Source organism: Streptomyces sp. NPDC052773, assembly GCF_044547145.1.
GTDB lineage: Bacteria > Actinomycetota > Actinomycetes > Streptomycetales > Streptomycetaceae > Streptomyces.
Map to the genome: position 1 here is coordinate 119,980 of NZ_JBITZX010000005.1, position 13,348 is coordinate 133,327.

At 72.6% G+C, this 13,348-nt stretch carries 13 protein-coding genes; 9 read left to right on the top strand and 4 right to left on the bottom strand.

The features are described 5' to 3' along the window. Positions 1 to 429 precede the first annotated feature (429 nt). The gene (locus ACIG0D_RS13325; RefSeq protein ID WP_399799524.1) at positions 430 to 1,428 is read right to left on the bottom strand and encodes a Ku protein; all 999 of its coding nucleotides are present in this window, start codon (positions 1,426 to 1,428) and stop codon (positions 430 to 432) included. A 70-nt stretch (positions 1,429 to 1,498) separates the two neighbouring features. On the opposite strand from ACIG0D_RS13325, the gene ligD reads away from it, so the two are divergent. Next, positions 1,499 to 2,380 carry a non-homologous end-joining DNA ligase gene (gene ligD, locus ACIG0D_RS13330; protein WP_365758034.1) on the top strand — a complete coding sequence of 294 codons (882 nt, stop codon included), beginning with the start codon at positions 1,499 to 1,501 and terminating at the stop codon, positions 2,378 to 2,380. Between the two features lie 22 nt (positions 2,381 to 2,402). On the opposite strand, the gene ACIG0D_RS13335 is transcribed toward ligD, so the two are convergent. Beyond that, positions 2,403 to 3,209, bottom strand: coding sequence for a nuclease-related domain-containing protein (locus ACIG0D_RS13335; protein ID WP_399799527.1), 807 nt, complete (start codon positions 3,207 to 3,209; stop codon positions 2,403 to 2,405). A gap of 100 nt (positions 3,210 to 3,309) precedes the next feature. On the opposite strand from ACIG0D_RS13335, the gene ACIG0D_RS13340 reads away from it, so the two are divergent. From ACIG0D_RS13340 to ACIG0D_RS13360, 5 genes are all read left to right on the top strand, one after another. Then, positions 3,310 to 3,816, top strand: a complete 507-nt coding sequence (locus ACIG0D_RS13340; protein ID WP_399799530.1) for a dual specificity protein phosphatase family protein — start codon at positions 3,310 to 3,312, stop codon at positions 3,814 to 3,816. Between the two features lie 147 nt (positions 3,817 to 3,963). After that, positions 3,964 to 4,740: a hypothetical protein gene (locus ACIG0D_RS13345; protein ID WP_399799533.1), complete on the top strand. Its 777-nt coding sequence runs from the start codon at positions 3,964 to 3,966 to the stop codon at positions 4,738 to 4,740. Next, entirely contained in the window at positions 4,740 to 6,014 is a 1,275-nt protein-coding gene (locus ACIG0D_RS13350; RefSeq protein WP_399799535.1) for an ATP-binding protein, read from the top strand. Before ACIG0D_RS13345 ends, ACIG0D_RS13350 begins: the two co-directional genes overlap by 1 nt. A 492-nt stretch (positions 6,015 to 6,506) precedes the next feature. Continuing rightward, entirely contained in the window at positions 6,507 to 7,871 is a 1,365-nt protein-coding gene (locus tag ACIG0D_RS13355; RefSeq protein ID WP_399799538.1) for an FtsW/RodA/SpoVE family cell cycle protein, read from the top strand. Then, complete coding sequence (locus ACIG0D_RS13360) at positions 7,868 to 9,367, top strand: penicillin-binding transpeptidase domain-containing protein (RefSeq protein ID WP_399799540.1); 1,500 nt, start codon at positions 7,868 to 7,870, stop codon at positions 9,365 to 9,367. Before ACIG0D_RS13355 ends, ACIG0D_RS13360 begins: the two co-directional genes overlap by 4 nt. Here ACIG0D_RS13360 and ACIG0D_RS13365 read toward each other — a convergent pair. Both ACIG0D_RS13365 and ACIG0D_RS13370 read right to left on the bottom strand, forming a co-directional pair. Then, on the bottom strand, positions 9,342 to 9,941 hold the full coding sequence (locus ACIG0D_RS13365) for a Uma2 family endonuclease (protein WP_399799542.1): 600 nt from the start codon (positions 9,939 to 9,941) through the stop codon (positions 9,342 to 9,344). The genes ACIG0D_RS13360 and ACIG0D_RS13365 overlap by 26 nt on opposite strands. A gap of 81 nt (positions 9,942 to 10,022) precedes the next feature. Further along, the gene (locus ACIG0D_RS13370; protein WP_399799545.1) at positions 10,023 to 11,135 is read right to left on the bottom strand and encodes a ferritin-like domain-containing protein; all 1,113 of its coding nucleotides are present in this window, start codon (positions 11,133 to 11,135) and stop codon (positions 10,023 to 10,025) included. Between the two features lie 145 nt (positions 11,136 to 11,280). Here ACIG0D_RS13370 and ACIG0D_RS13375 point away from each other — a divergent pair, with 145 nt between their 5' ends. Genes ACIG0D_RS13375 through ACIG0D_RS13385 form a run of 3 tightly spaced genes read left to right on the top strand, consistent with a single transcriptional unit; the run spans position 11,281 to position 13,252 of the window. After that, positions 11,281 to 12,219: a diiron oxygenase gene (locus ACIG0D_RS13375; protein ID WP_399799549.1), complete on the top strand. Its 939-nt coding sequence runs from the start codon at positions 11,281 to 11,283 to the stop codon at positions 12,217 to 12,219. A gap of 51 nt (positions 12,220 to 12,270) precedes the next feature. Then, on the top strand, positions 12,271 to 12,927 hold the full coding sequence (locus tag ACIG0D_RS13380; RefSeq protein ID WP_399799552.1) for a TetR/AcrR family transcriptional regulator: 657 nt from the start codon (positions 12,271 to 12,273) through the stop codon (positions 12,925 to 12,927). Between the two features lie 10 nt (positions 12,928 to 12,937). Further along, entirely contained in the window at positions 12,938 to 13,252 is a 315-nt protein-coding gene (locus ACIG0D_RS13385) for a hypothetical protein (protein WP_399799554.1), read from the top strand. Positions 13,253 to 13,348: the final 96 nt, after the last annotated feature.

Consider the following 13,348-nt stretch of genomic DNA (forward strand, 5'->3'; position numbering starts at 1 on the left):
CGGTGCGCACAGCCGCTGGCGCAGCCGGGACGTACTCGCCAATGCGAGTGCGCTGCCCTGCTGGACGCTCAACCCCCAGCAAACACCGCGGGTCGGCAACGATCTCAGCGGAACCGCGCTCCGCGCTGCCCCGGCACCCCTTCCCGCTCCGCCGGGTACCCGCAGACTGCCCACGGACTACCCGTGGACGGAGCTTGCGCCATCTGTCGTACATAGGCCCCGTGACCTGCGCGAATGCCGGAGCCCGCAACGCCCTCCGGAGCCGTGTGCGCAGGTTCGAATCCTGCCGGGGGCACTCGCCCGTCACATGTAGGTGTAAAGATGTGACCAGGGCGGATGCCGACAGCAGAGGGCGGAAGTCAGTCTTACTGGCTCCCGCCCTTTCTTGTTGCCACCGCACCCGTTCGCGCTTGTTGGCACCCCACCCGTTCACGCCGAGCGCTTGCGGGACGGCGTCGTCTTCTTTGCCGGTGTCTTCTTGGCCGTGCTCTTCGTGGTGGCCGTCTTCTTCGTGTTCTGGGACGTCGACTTGGCCGTCGTCTTCTTCGTGGCGGTCTTCTTCGTCGGCTTCTTGGCTGTCGAGGTCGACTTCTTGGTGTCCGTCTGCTTCGGGGCCGGGCGGGAGGTGAGGGATCTGACCTGGGCCTCCTCGCCTCGGGACTCCTTGGCGGCGCGGACGCTGTTCTCCAGGGCGGCCATCAGGTCGAGGACCTTGCCGCCGTGGGCCGGCTCGGGGGCCTCGGGGGGTGCCTCGCCGGCGGCCTTGGCGGCGATGACCTCCTCGACGGCCTCGCGGTACTCGTCGTGGAGGTCGGTGAGGTCGACCTCACCGAGGGTGTCCATGAGGGCGTCCGCGAGGTCGAGTTCCTTGTCGCGGACGGTGACGTCGGTGTCGGGGGCGACGCCCTCGGGGGCGCGGACCTCGTCGGGCCAGAGGAGGCCGTGCATGACGATGACGTCGTCGACGACGCGGAGCATGCCGAGGCGTTCGCGGCCACGCAGGGCGAACTTGGCGATCGCCACCTTGTGGCTGCGCTTGAGGGCCTCGCGCAGGAGGGTGTACGGCTTGGCGGCGGGGGCGCCGCTCGCGGCGAGGTAGTACGCCGCGTCCATCTGGAGGGGGTCGATCCGCTCGGCCGGGACGAAGGCGACGATCTCGATCGTCTTGGCGGTGGGCAGCGGGAGGTGGGCCAGGTCCTCGTCGGTGATCGGGATGATCGTGCCGTCGGCGTCCTCGTAGCCCTTGCCGATCTCCGACTGGGTGACCTCGCGGTCCTCCAGCTCGCAGACCTTGCGGTAGCGGATGCGGCCGCCGTCCTCGGTGTGGATCTGGCGGAAGGAGATCGAGTGGCTCTCGGTGGCGTTCACCAGCTTGATGGGGATGCTGACCAGGCCGAAGGAGATGGCTCCGTTCCATATGGATCGCACGCGTCCCGCCTTTCCACCGGTGAGCGGCCTCGCCGGGCGGTATGTCCCGGTTTTGTGTGATTCTCATCGTATGACGCCGATGACCGTGGTGGAGGGCCGGAGGCTCGCGCTGAGCAACCTGGAGAAGGTGCTGTATCCGGCGTCCGGCTTCACCAAGGGCGAGGTGCTGCACTACTACGCCACCGCCGCCGACGTCCTGCTCCCCCATCTGCGCGACCGGCCGGTGTCCTTCCTGCGCTACCCGGACGGTCCGGACGGGCAGGTCTTCTTCACCAAGAACGTGCCGCCCGGTACCCCCGACTGGGTCATGACCGCCGAGGTGCCCCGGTCGGAGGGGCCGGCCCGGATGGTGCTGGTGCAGGATCTGGCGAGTCTGATGTGGGCGGCGAACCTGGTCGCCGAGTTCCACACCCATCAGTGGCTGGCCCAGACCCCGGACGTGGCGGACCGGATCGTCTTCGATCTGGATCCGGGGCCGCCCGCGACCATCGTGCACTGCTGCGAGGTCGCCCTGTGGCTGCGGGAGCGGCTGGCCGAGGACGGGATCGAGGCGTACGCCAAGACCTCCGGATCGAAGGGGCTGCATCTGCTGGCGGCGGTGCGCGGGGCGTCCTCCGAGCAGACGTCGGAGTACGCCAAGGCACTCGCCATGGAGGCCGAGCGGGCCATGCCACGGCTGGTCCTGCACCGTATGACGCGCAGCCTGCGCCCCGGCAAGGTGTTCGTCGACTGGAGCCAGAACGCCGCCCGCAAGACGACGGCGACCCCGTACACCCTGCGGGCGCGCGCCGAGCCGTGGGTCTCCGCGCCGGTGACCTGGGAGGAGGTCGAGGCCTGCGGGGACCCCTCTCAGCTGGCCTTCCGGGCGCCGGACCTCGCCCCACGGGTGCAGGACTACGGCGATCTGCTGGCGCCGCTCCTCGATCCGGACCGCGCGGCCCCGCTGCCCTGACGGTTCGGTGCGGGAGAGGCGGTCAGACCCGCAGCCATGTTCGCCGGTCCCGGGCCATCGCGTGCAGCGCCTCCACGTCCGCCGGTTTCAGGACTCCCCCGAGGCGGCCGAGGCCGTCGAGGTCGGCGTCGGTCAGGACGCGGACCTCGCGGACCGGGCCGGGGACGTTCAGGCGGGCGGGGGCGAGGAGGGCGAGGACGGGGCGGACCTCGGCGGTGAGGGCGTGGGAGGCGCGGGAGGCCTCGGTACGCAGCCGGCGCAGGAGCGGGACGGGTTCGCGGCGGCCGAGGGCGACCATGGGGTCGGCGACGTGGACGCGCTGTCTGCGGGCGTTCAGGGCGTGGACGGCGAACAGGCCGCCGGGGCCGATCAGCAGGTGGTGGATGCGGTCCCCGCCGGGCAGCGGCAGGGAGTGCAGGGTGTGCCAGCCGGCCCCGTCGAGGGCGTCCAGCGCGGCGCCGATGGTCTGCTCGGCCTCCAGGGCGCGGCGCCGCGGGTCGGGGCGCAGCCCATGGGGCGGGTCGCGGTCGACGGAGACGAGCAGGGCCTCGCCGGGGCGGTTCGGGGCGAGGTCGTCGTCGGGGTGGAGGCTGAGCCGGGCCAGCTCGGCGGGGGTCGGCACCGGGGGCGGGCCGACCGTGACCGGGCCGGTGACGAAGGGGCGCAGGGCGGCCAGGACGGCCTCTCTGCGGTCCTCCCGCAACAGGTTCACCCGCGCCGTCTCACGGTCGTACCAGGCGATGTTCGCGCCGTCCGGGAGACAGACGTAGAGCCGGTCCCGGCCGTGGCGCCGGGTCGGTATGACGCGCAGTGCGCTGGGTCCGCTCATGCATCATCACCCCTTGACCATGGGAACAGGCGGGGTGCTGTGGGTGCAAGAACCCGGCTACCGTGGAGAGGAGTTGGGAGGGCGGTGGGGGGAGGCGCTGTTGCGTACCCGCGGGAAGCAGCCCGGCGTGCCGGCTCCGGACGGTCCGTGGCACGAGGTCGTGCCCGGTCTGTGGATGGGCGGGCACGAGTTCCGGGACTCGTCGGGGCGGCTGGAGTTCGCCGTCGTGCGGGACGAGTTCGATCTGGTGCAGACGCTGCTCAGGCTGCCCGGGCACGGGCCCGATCCGGGTGTCGAGCACCAGGTGTGGCCCATCCCGGACGGTCCGCTGGACGGCACCCAGCTCGCGGGGGTGATCCGGCTGGCGGAGGCCGCGTGCGACGCGCTGGACGCCGGGCGCCGGGTCCTCGTGCGCTGTTACCACGGGTACAACCGGTCGGGGCTGGTCGTCGCGCACGCCCTGGTCCGGCGGGGCCGCTCCGCCGAGGAGGCGATCCGGCTGATCCGGGCCCGCCGCTCGCCGTGGGCGCTGCACAACGAGCTGTTCGTGGAGTATCTGCGGGCGGGGCTGCCGACGGTGCGGCTGCTGGAGGAACTGGCAGAGTGATCCCCAGCCGAGGAGGGTTCTCGTCGCCGGCCCCCGGCCGGGAAGGTCCTCTCTCCGGCCGCCGCGAGGGCCCCTCGCGGTGCGCAAAAAGGACGTCCGTACGAATAAGGTGTACGGGTCCCTGGTCAGCCTGATCACCGGAGTGCCGTGCCCGTTCGCGTCCGTGCCCGCGCCTTGGCCGTCGCCGCCCTGCTGCCGGTCATCGGCGTCGCCGCCACGGCCTGCGGGGACGCCGGCGGGTTGCAGAGCGCGGGGCCCACACCGACCGCCGAGGGCCCGGCCCTGCTCTGGCCGACGCTGCCGCCAGCGTCCCGGCCCGCCTACGAGATCGGCGAGGTGGAGCGCGAGGTGGTCGAGGGCGTGCGGGTGCCCGGCGGGAACGTGCACACGGTGGACCCGGTGGCGGTCGTACGGGCCGAGATCGACGCGCGTCCGAAGGAGTACGAGGGTTCCGGCGCCCGCTTCCACGAGACGGGCGCGCGGATGGCCGAGTGCGCCGCGGGGCCGGGGCGCGGCGGTTGCCCCGTGCTCGCGCCGTACTACCGGGATCTGACCGGCGACGGGCACGACGATCTGACGCTGGGCTTCCGGCAGCTGCCGGGCGAGCTGACCGCCGTACGGGTGTACACCGTGGAGAACGGCCGGCTGGTGCGGGTCATGACGTGGGACGACGCCGTCAGCGGGGTCGAGCTGGCCGGGCGGTCGGTGATCATCCGGTCGCCGTCGGAGGTGAAGGGGTACGAGTACCGGCTCCAGTGGAGCTGGGACCCGGAGCAGCGGGCGATGCTGCTCACCCACGACGAGATGCTGCGCACCGACCGGCGGGCGCCCTCCCCCGGGCCGAGTGCGATGTCTCCTTCGCTCGCCGAGGCCTCCCCCGCCGAGACCTCGCCCGCCGAGACCTCCCCCGCGGAGAGCCCGTGATGAGGCTTCCGCAGTGGGCCGGCGCCCTGGCCGTCAAGGCGGCGCTGTTCATCACGGTGATGTGCTGCGCCCTCGCCGCGCTGCTCGGCGCGCTGGTCCACGTGTCGGTGACCAACCAGACCGTCGGCGAGGCCCGGGACCTCGCGCTGGCCCGGCTGGTGGACGCCACGGAGGCGTACGAGGCGGGCGATCCGCTGCCGCCGGGCGCCGGCGTCGACCCGGAGGAGCTGCCCGGGGCGCTGCGCGAGCTGGCCGCGGACGGGCAGCGCGGCACGATGGTCGCCGGCCATCAGGGCCGGCCCACGATGTGGGCGGCGGGCCCCGCCGAGGGCGGGCACGCGCTCGCCGTGGCCGTCGACTACGCGCAGCAGGCCCGCACCATCGACGGCCTCGACCGGGCGATCGTCGGGTCCTCGGCGCTGGCGATCGGGGCGACGCTGCTGGTCGGCGCGTTCGCGGTGACCCGGGTGACCCGGCGGCTGCACGCCACGGCGCGGGTCGCGCGGCGGATCAGCGCCGGTGATCTCGACGCGCGGGTGCACGACCGGCGCGCCGAGGACCCGGGCCGGCCGCAGGACGAGGTGGCCGCGGTGGCCGCCGCGCTGGACTCCATGGCGGCGTCGCTCCAGGGCAAGCTGCTGGCCGAGCAGCGGTTCACCGCGGATGTGGCGCACGAGCTGCGCACCCCGCTGACCGGGCTGCACGCGGCGGCCGAGCTGCTGCCGCCGGGCCGGCCGACGGAGCTGGTGCGCGACCGGGTGGCCGCGCTGCGCACGCTCACCGAGGACCTGCTGGAGATCTCCCGGCTGGACACCGGGCGGGAGCGGCTGGAGCTGGACAGCGAGGAGCTGGGGGCGCTGGCCCGGCGGGTGGTGGGGGCGTCCGGCACGGACACCGAGGTGCGGCTGGTGCGGGACGCGCGGGTGGAGACCGACCGGCGGCGGCTGGAGCGGGTGCTGGGCAACCTGGTGGCGAACGCGCACCGGCACGGGCGGGCGCCGGTGGTGCTGACGGTGGACGGGCCGGTGGTCACCGTGCGGGACCACGGGGACGGCTATCCGGAGTACCTGGTGGCGCACGGCCCGCAGCGGTTCCGCACCGAGGGCGGCGCGCGCGGGCACGGCCTCGGGCTGACGATCGCGCTCGGCCAGGCGGAGGTGCTGGGCGCCCGCCTGGAGTTCGGCAACGCGCCGGACGGCGGGGCGGTGGCCACCCTGAGGCTGCCCCGGACACCGCCGGGCCGGGCCGCCGAGGGGCCCGGCGACGCGGGGTGACCTCGCGCCGAACCGCCGAGGGGCCCGGCGACGCGGGGTGACCTCGCGCCGAACCGCCGAAGGGCCCGGCGACGCGGGGTGACCTCGCGCCGAACCGCCGAAGGGCCCGGCGACGCGGGGTGACCTCGCGCCGAACCGCCGAGGGGCCCGGCGACGCGGGATGACCTGGCGCCGGACCGCCGAGGGGCCCGGCGACGCGGGGTGACCTCGCGCCGAACCGCCGTGGGGCCTCGGCGGCGCGGGGTGACCTCGCGCCGAACCGCCGTGGGGCCTCGGCGGCGCGGGGGATGACCCCGCCTGGCGCAGTGCGGCGGGCGGCGCGTCCGGGCCGCTCCTAGGGTGGCGGTGAGTCACCGCAGCCCCGTACCCCCCGTATGGAGCCGCCCCGTACGCCCGTGTGGAGGTACCCCCATGTCCCCTGTGGTACCTCCTCACGGAGGGCACACGGGCCGCAAGGCCCGACCAGTCAGTCTATTTGGGTAGGTTCCGGACATGACGAAGGCCGGAACCGGAACCGCCGTGGCCGCGGCAGCGCCCGCTCCCGCGGTACGCCTCCCCCGGCGCCGTGGCGTCGAACTCGCCCTCATCGTCGTGGCCGTCCTGCTCCCGGTGTGCGGCTACTGCGCGGTCGGTCTCGCCCGGCACGGCTCCCTCCCGCCCGGCGCCGCCGGCTACGGCGCCGGACTCGGCGTGCTCGCGCTCCTCGCCCATCTGGCGGTACGGCTGCGCGCCCCGTACGCCGATCCCCTGCTGCTCCCCATCGGCGTCCTGCTCAACGGCCTCGGCCTGGTCCTGATCTACCGGCTCGACCTGGAAACCCCGGCGGACCGGGCGGCCCCGGCCCAGCTCGTGTGGTCCACGCTCGGGGTGGCCCTGTTCATCGGCGTCGTCTTCTTCCTGCGCGACCACCGCTTCCTCCAGCGCTACGCGTATGTGTGCGTGGCCGCCGCGCTCGCCCTGCTCACCCTGCCGATCTTCTTCCCGGCGGTGAACGGCGCCCGCATCTGGATCCGGATCGCCGGGTTCTCCATCCAGCCGGGCGAGTTCGCGAAGGTGCTGCTGGCGGTGTTCTTCGCCGCGTACCTGGCCGCCAATCGCAACGCGCTGGCGTACACCGGCCGCAGGATCTGGCGGCTCCAGCTGCCCACCGGCCGGGTCCTCGGGCCGATCCTCGCGATCTGGCTGCTCAGCGTGGGCGTGCTGGTCCTGGAACGCGACCTCGGCACCTCGCTGCTGTTCTTCGGCCTGTTCGTCGTGATGCTCTACGTCGCCACCGGCCGCACCGGCTGGATCGCGGTCGGCCTGCTGCTGGCGGTGCTGGGCGCGGTCGCCGTGGCCCGGCTGGAGCCGCACGTGCACGGCCGGATCGAGGACTGGCTGCACCCGTTCGCCACCATCGACGCCGGTCAGGGCCCGAACCAGGTCGCGCAGTCGCTGTTCGCCTTCGCCGCGGGCGGCATGCTGGGCACCGGCCTGGGCCTCGGCCACTCCGTCCTCATCGGCTTCGCCGTGAAGTCCGACTTCATCCTGGCCACCGCGGGCGAGGAGCTGGGCCTCGCCGGGCTGTCCGCGATCTTCCTGCTCTACGCGCTGCTGGTGGAACGCGGCTACCGCGCCGGCCTCGCCCTGCGCGACCCGTTCGGCCGGCTGCTCGCCGTCGGCCTGGCCTCCATCGTGGCGCTCCAGGTGTTCGTGATCGCGGGCGGGGTGACCGGGCTGATCCCGCTGACCGGCATGGCGATGCCGTTCCTCGCCCAGGGCGGCTCCTCGGTCGTCACCAACTGGGCGATCGTGGCGCTGCTGATCCGGGTGAGCCACGCGGCGCGCAAGCAGTACGACGGGCAGGTGGCCCCGTGACCCGGCACATCCGGCACGCCGCCGCCTTCTGCGCCCTGCTGCTGGTGGCGCTGCTGGTCAACGCGGCCCGCATCCAGGTCTTCCAGGCACCCGCCCTCGACGACAACCCCGCCAACCGCCGCCAGGCCATCGCGCGGTACGCGCAGCCGCGCGGGGACATCCTCGTCGGCGGGCGCCCGGTGACCGGCTCCAAGGACACCGGGGGCCGGCTGCGCTACGAGCGGACGTACACCGACGGCCCGCTGTACGCCCCGGTCACCGGCTTCGCCTCCCAGGTGTACGGCTCCTCGCTGCTGGAGCACGTCGAGGACGGCATCCTCTCCGGCACCGATCCGATGCTGTCGCCGCTGGCCCTGATCAACGACCTCACCCGGGCGCGCACCCCGGGCGGCGACGTGGTCACCACCCTCAACGCGGCGGCCCAGCGGGCGGCGTACACCGGGCTCGGGGCGCGCAGGGGCGCGGTGGCCGCGCTGGAGCCCGCGACCGGGCGGATCCTGGCCCTGGTCTCGACACCGTCCTACGACCCGGAGTCGCTGTCCGGCAACGGCGTGACGGTGGGCCGGTCCTGGGCGCAGCTGAACGAGGACCCGAACAAACCGATGCTGAACCGGGCGGTGCGGCAGACGTATCCGCCGGGCTCGACCTTCAAGGTGGTGACGGCGGCGGCGGCGCTGGACGCGGGGGTGGTCAGGGACCTCGACAGGCCGACCGACTCACCCGACCCGTACACCCTGCCGGGTACGACGACGAGGCTGACCAACGGGAACGAGGGGTGCGAGAACGCGCCGCTGCGGGTGGCCTTCGAGTGGTCCTGCAACACGGTGTTCGCCAAGCTCGGCGCGGATGTCGGGGTGGAGGACATGGCGGCCACGGCGGAGGCGTTCGGCTTCAACGACACGGATCTGCGGATCCCGTACTCGGTCGCGACGAGCACCTTCGACACCACCGTCGACAAGGCGCAGCTGGCGCTGTCCTCGATCGGCCAGTACAACACCCGGGCGACGCCGCTGCAGATGGCGATGGTGGCGGCGGCGGTGGCCAACGGCGGGCAGCTGCGGGAGCCCTATCTGGTGGAGCGGACGACGACGGCGCACGGGGCGACCGTGCAGTCCGCCGGGCCGCGCCCGGTCCGCCAGGCGATGCACCCGTCGACCGCGGTCCGGATGCGGGCGCTGATGCGGGGCGTGGTCGAGGAGGGCACGGGCAGGAACGCGGCGATCCCGGGCGCGATCGTGGGCGGCAAGACCGGTACCGCGCAGCACGGCATCGGCAACTCCGGTGTGCCGTACGCGTGGTTCGTCTCGTGGGCGCAGGGCGCGCGGGATCTGGAGCCGAAGGTGGCGGTGGCCGTGGTGGTGGAGGACGCGTCGGCGGACCGGGGCGACATCACCGGCGGTGGGATGGCGGCGCCGATCGCCAAGGCGGTGATGGAAGCGGTGCTCGCCGGCGGAGGGGACGGTCCTCGCGCTAGCGGCGGCGGTCGATGGCGGTGAGGTCGATCTCGACGGGGAACGGGACGGTGACTTCGAGCTTGTCGTGGAAGATGCCGGTCGGCGTGTAGGCGGCGGTGGCGGGGTCCAGCTCGTAGACGTAGACGACGGGGAGGCCGTCGTTCTCCTCGACTCGCCAGAAGTGGCGGATGCCGGCCTTGGCGTACTTCAGGGGCTTCATCTCCCGGTCCCGCGCCACCGAGTCCTCGGAGACGACCTCGATCGCGACGACGACATCATCGGGAAGGAGCCGCGTGGTCCTTGGCCCGGTGTCGGCGCCGGCGCGGACCACCAGGACATCGGGCTCCGGGCGGTTGTGCTTGTCGAGCGTGACGGTGAACTCCCGGTAGACATCGAACTCGTCCGGCGCCTGTTTCAGCAGGGCGGCTTCCAGGAGCCGAAGCGTCCGCATGTGGAAGAACGTCTGCGGGCTCACGAAAACCAGGCTCCCGTCGATCAGCTCCGTGTGCGGAGGAAGGTTCGGGAGCCGGTCCAGGTCGTCCGCCGTCCAGCCGCCCTGCGGCGGGCGCGGCCACTGGTAGTCGTCGTCCAGCCCGTAGTCACGCGCGGCGCTCATGATTGCTCCCATGCGACGGAGTCTGCCTGGCAGGATCAGCGTACCCAGGCGCATATGCCGATTCGCCCGTCGATCGTGTGATCAATCGGCCAGGCGTTGACCCTGCTCGATCGCCTCCGTCACCTCCGCCACCCGCTCCCGCTCCTCCGCCGCGAACCGCTCCGCGTCCAGGTGGTCGGCGATCTCCTCGTCCTGGGTCATGAGCAGGTCGAGGCTCGCGTCGCCCAGTTCCAGGACGCCCATGTCGACGTAGGCCTGCTGGAGGCGCCTGCCCCACAGGCCGATGTCCTTGACGCAGGGGACGATGCGGCTGAAGAGGAGCTTGCGGAAGAGGGCGAGGAATTCGGAGCGCTCGCTGTACTCCTGCGCCTCGGCCCGGGGGATGCCGAAGTTCTCCAGGACCTCCTCGCCGCGCAGCCGGTCGCGCATGGCGTAGCAGCCCTCGATGACGAACTCCTCGCGTTCGCGCAGTTCGGCGTCGGTGAGCTGCCGGTAGTAGTCGCGCAGGGCCATGCGGCCGAAGGCGACGTGGCGGGCCTCGTCCTGCATGACGTAGGCGAGGATCTGCTTCGGGAGTTCCTTGGTGGTGGTGTCCCGGATCATGCCGAAGGCGGCGAGGGCGAGGCCTTCGATGAGCACCTGCATGCCCAGGTACGGCATGTCCCAGCGGCTGTCGTTCAGGGTGTCGCCGAGGAGGGACTTGAGGCTGTCGTTGATGGGATACAGCAGGCCTATCTTCTCGTGGAGGAAGCGGCCGTATATCTCGGCGTGGCGGGCCTCGTCCATGGTCTGGGTGGCCGAGTAGAACTTGGCGTCGAGGTCGGGGACGGACTCCACGATCCGCGCGGCGCAGATCATCGCGCCCTGTTCGCCGTGCAGGAACTGGCTGAACTGCCAGGAGGCGTAGTGCCGGCGCAGCTCGGCGCGGTCCTTGTCGGTGAGTTTGGCCCAGTAGGGGGTGCCGTGGAGGGCCAGGGCCTCGTCGGGGGTGCCGAGGGGGTCGTACGGATCGACCGGTAAGTCCCAGTCGATGCGTTTCGTTCCGTCCCACTGCTTGTCCTTGCCCTTCTGGTAGAGGGCGAGGAGGCGGTCCCGTCCGTCGTCGTATTCCCAGGTGAAGCGGGCGGCGCCGGTCGCGGGGACGGCCCAGCGGGGGTCGTCCGGTGTCGTGACGTACTGGTCGAAGGTCGGCATGTCCCGCAGGCTCCCGCGTGGTAGACGCGCGGTCAACAAGTCGCGCACAGGGGATTGACGGGCTTGCTGACAGGCAGTCTCATAAGCAGTGACCCACGGGTAACCGGAACGCCGCTCCTTACGACGAGATGGGACTGGGACTGCCATGACGACCCTGACGGAAGCCGACGCGGTCGAGGGGCTGCGCGACGCGCTCGGCCTGCTCAAGGACCGGGAGCAGGTGGCCGAGCGGCTGCTCGACTCTTCCGCCAAGCACTCCTTCGACCCCGACAAGGAACTCGACTGGGACGCGCCCTTCGAGGAGGGCAAGTGGTTCTGGCCGCCGGAGCTGGTGTCGCTGTACGACACCCCGCTGTGGAAGCGGATGAGCGAGGAGCAGCGCATCCTGCTGTCCCAGCACGAGGCGGCGGCGCTCGCCTCGCTGGGCATCTGGTTCGAGATCATCCTGATGCAGCTGCTCGTGCGGCACATCTACGACAAGGCGGCGACGAGCGCGCATGTGCGCTACGCGCTGACCGAGATCGAGGACGAGTGCCGGCACTCGAAGATGTTCGCCCGGCTGATATCACGCGGGGAGACCCCCTGGTATCCGGTCAGCCGGACCCACCAGCACCTCGGCCGGCTCTTCAAGACCATCTCCACCACGCCGGGTTCCTTCACCGCGACCCTGCTCGGCGAGGAGGTGCTGGACTGGATGCAGCGCCTCACCTTCCCCGACGAGCGGGTGCAGCCGCTGATCCGGGGCGTCACGCGGATCCACGTCGTGGAGGAGGCGCGGCACGTCCGCTACGCCCGTGAGGAGCTGCGCCGCCAGATGGTGACCGCCCCGAAGTGGTCCCAGGAGTTCACCCGGATCACCTCCGGCGAGTTCGCCCGCGTCTTCTCCGTCGCCTTCGTGAACCCCGAGGTGTACACCAACGTCGGGCTCGACAAGCGCGAGGCCATGGCCCAGGTGAAGGCCAGCGGCCACCGCAAGGAGATCATGCAGACCGGCGCGAAGCGGCTGACCGACTTCCTGGACGACATCGGCGTCCTGCGGGGCGTGGGCCGCCGGCTGTGGAAGTCCTCGGGCCTGCTGGCCTGAACGCCGCACGCTGCCCGCCCGCGGCGGGGGCCGCCGGTTACGCTGCCGGTCATGACCCCTCAGGCCCCCGCCCGCACCTACCGCCGGCTCAGCGTCGAGGAACGGCGCAACCAGTTGCTCGACGCCGCGCTGTCCCTCTTCGCACACCGGGCCCCCGAGGACGTCTCGCTGGACGACGTGGCGGAGACCGCCGGGGTGTCCCGGCCGCTGGTGTACCGCTACTTCCCCGGCGGCAAGCAGCAGCTCTACGAGGCGGCGCTGCGCACCGCCGCCGAGGCGCTGCGGGGCTGCTTCGACGAGCCGCGCGAGGGCGCGCTGCTGCCCCGGCTCTCCCGGGCCCTCGACCGCTATCTGGCCTTCGTCGACGAGCACGACGCCGGCTTCGCCGCCCTCCTCCAGGGCGGCAGCGTGGTGGAGACCTCCCGTACGAACGCCATAGTGGACGGCGTACGGCGGGCCGCGGCCGAGCACATCTACCGCCACCTCGGCGTCGCCGCGCCCGGCCCCCGGCTGCGGATGACCGTCCGCATGTGGATCACCGCGGTCGAGGCGGCGTCCCTGATGTGGCTGGACGAGGAGAAGCAGCCGCCCGCCGAGGAACTGCGGGACTGGCTGGTCGACCAGTTCGTCGCGGTGCTCTCGGTGACCGCCGCCCGGGACGAGCAGACCGCGGCGGTGGTGCACGCCCTCACCTCGGCGGATGGCTGACACTGGTGCCGTGAAGAGCGAAGAGACCCCCTTCGAGGGCGGGCCGATGGACGGCCGGACCCTGCCCGTGCTGCTGGGGATCACCGGGCACCCGCCCAAGACGTACCGCATTCCCGTCCCGGACCCGGCGGGCGGGCCGCCGACCGTGCTGGTCTACCGCCGGGTGTCGCGCGGCCAGGGCCGGCTGACCCGGCGCTGGAAGTACGTCCACGACCCCGAGGGCGAGCGGGACGGCGGCCGGCCGAAGTGGCCGTGGACGAAGCCGGCCCGCCCCTCCGGTCCCGGTGCCACGCCGGGCGGCAACCGGGACGACGCCGACGGGTGACGCGGTTACGCCATCCCGAGCACGCCCGGCGCGCGGGCCGCGCAAACCCGCCGGATGCTCACGGTGCGGCGCGGAGACTCCGCCCCGCACCGGAGG

What these genes read in the sequence shown, in the direction of transcription:
- ligD (WP_365758034.1), top strand. Translation starts at nt 1,499, where the DNA reads ATGACGCCGATGACCGTGGTGGAGGGCCGGAGGCTCGCGCTGAGCAAC.
- ACIG0D_RS13335 (WP_399799527.1), bottom strand. Translation starts at nt 3,209, where the DNA reads ATGAGCGGACCCAGCGCACTGCGCGTCATACCGACCCGGCGCCACGGC.
- ACIG0D_RS13350 (WP_399799535.1), top strand. Translation starts at nt 4,740, where the DNA reads ATGAGGCTTCCGCAGTGGGCCGGCGCCCTGGCCGTCAAGGCGGCGCTG.
- ACIG0D_RS13355 (WP_399799538.1), top strand. Translation starts at nt 6,507, where the DNA reads ATGACGAAGGCCGGAACCGGAACCGCCGTGGCCGCGGCAGCGCCCGCT.
- ACIG0D_RS13365 (WP_399799542.1), bottom strand. Translation starts at nt 9,941, where the DNA reads ATGAGCGCCGCGCGTGACTACGGGCTGGACGACGACTACCAGTGGCCG.
- ACIG0D_RS13370 (WP_399799545.1), bottom strand. Translation starts at nt 11,135, where the DNA reads ATGCCGACCTTCGACCAGTACGTCACGACACCGGACGACCCCCGCTGG.
- ACIG0D_RS13375 (WP_399799549.1), top strand. Translation starts at nt 11,281, where the DNA reads ATGACGACCCTGACGGAAGCCGACGCGGTCGAGGGGCTGCGCGACGCG.
- ACIG0D_RS13380 (WP_399799552.1), top strand. Translation starts at nt 12,271, where the DNA reads ATGACCCCTCAGGCCCCCGCCCGCACCTACCGCCGGCTCAGCGTCGAG.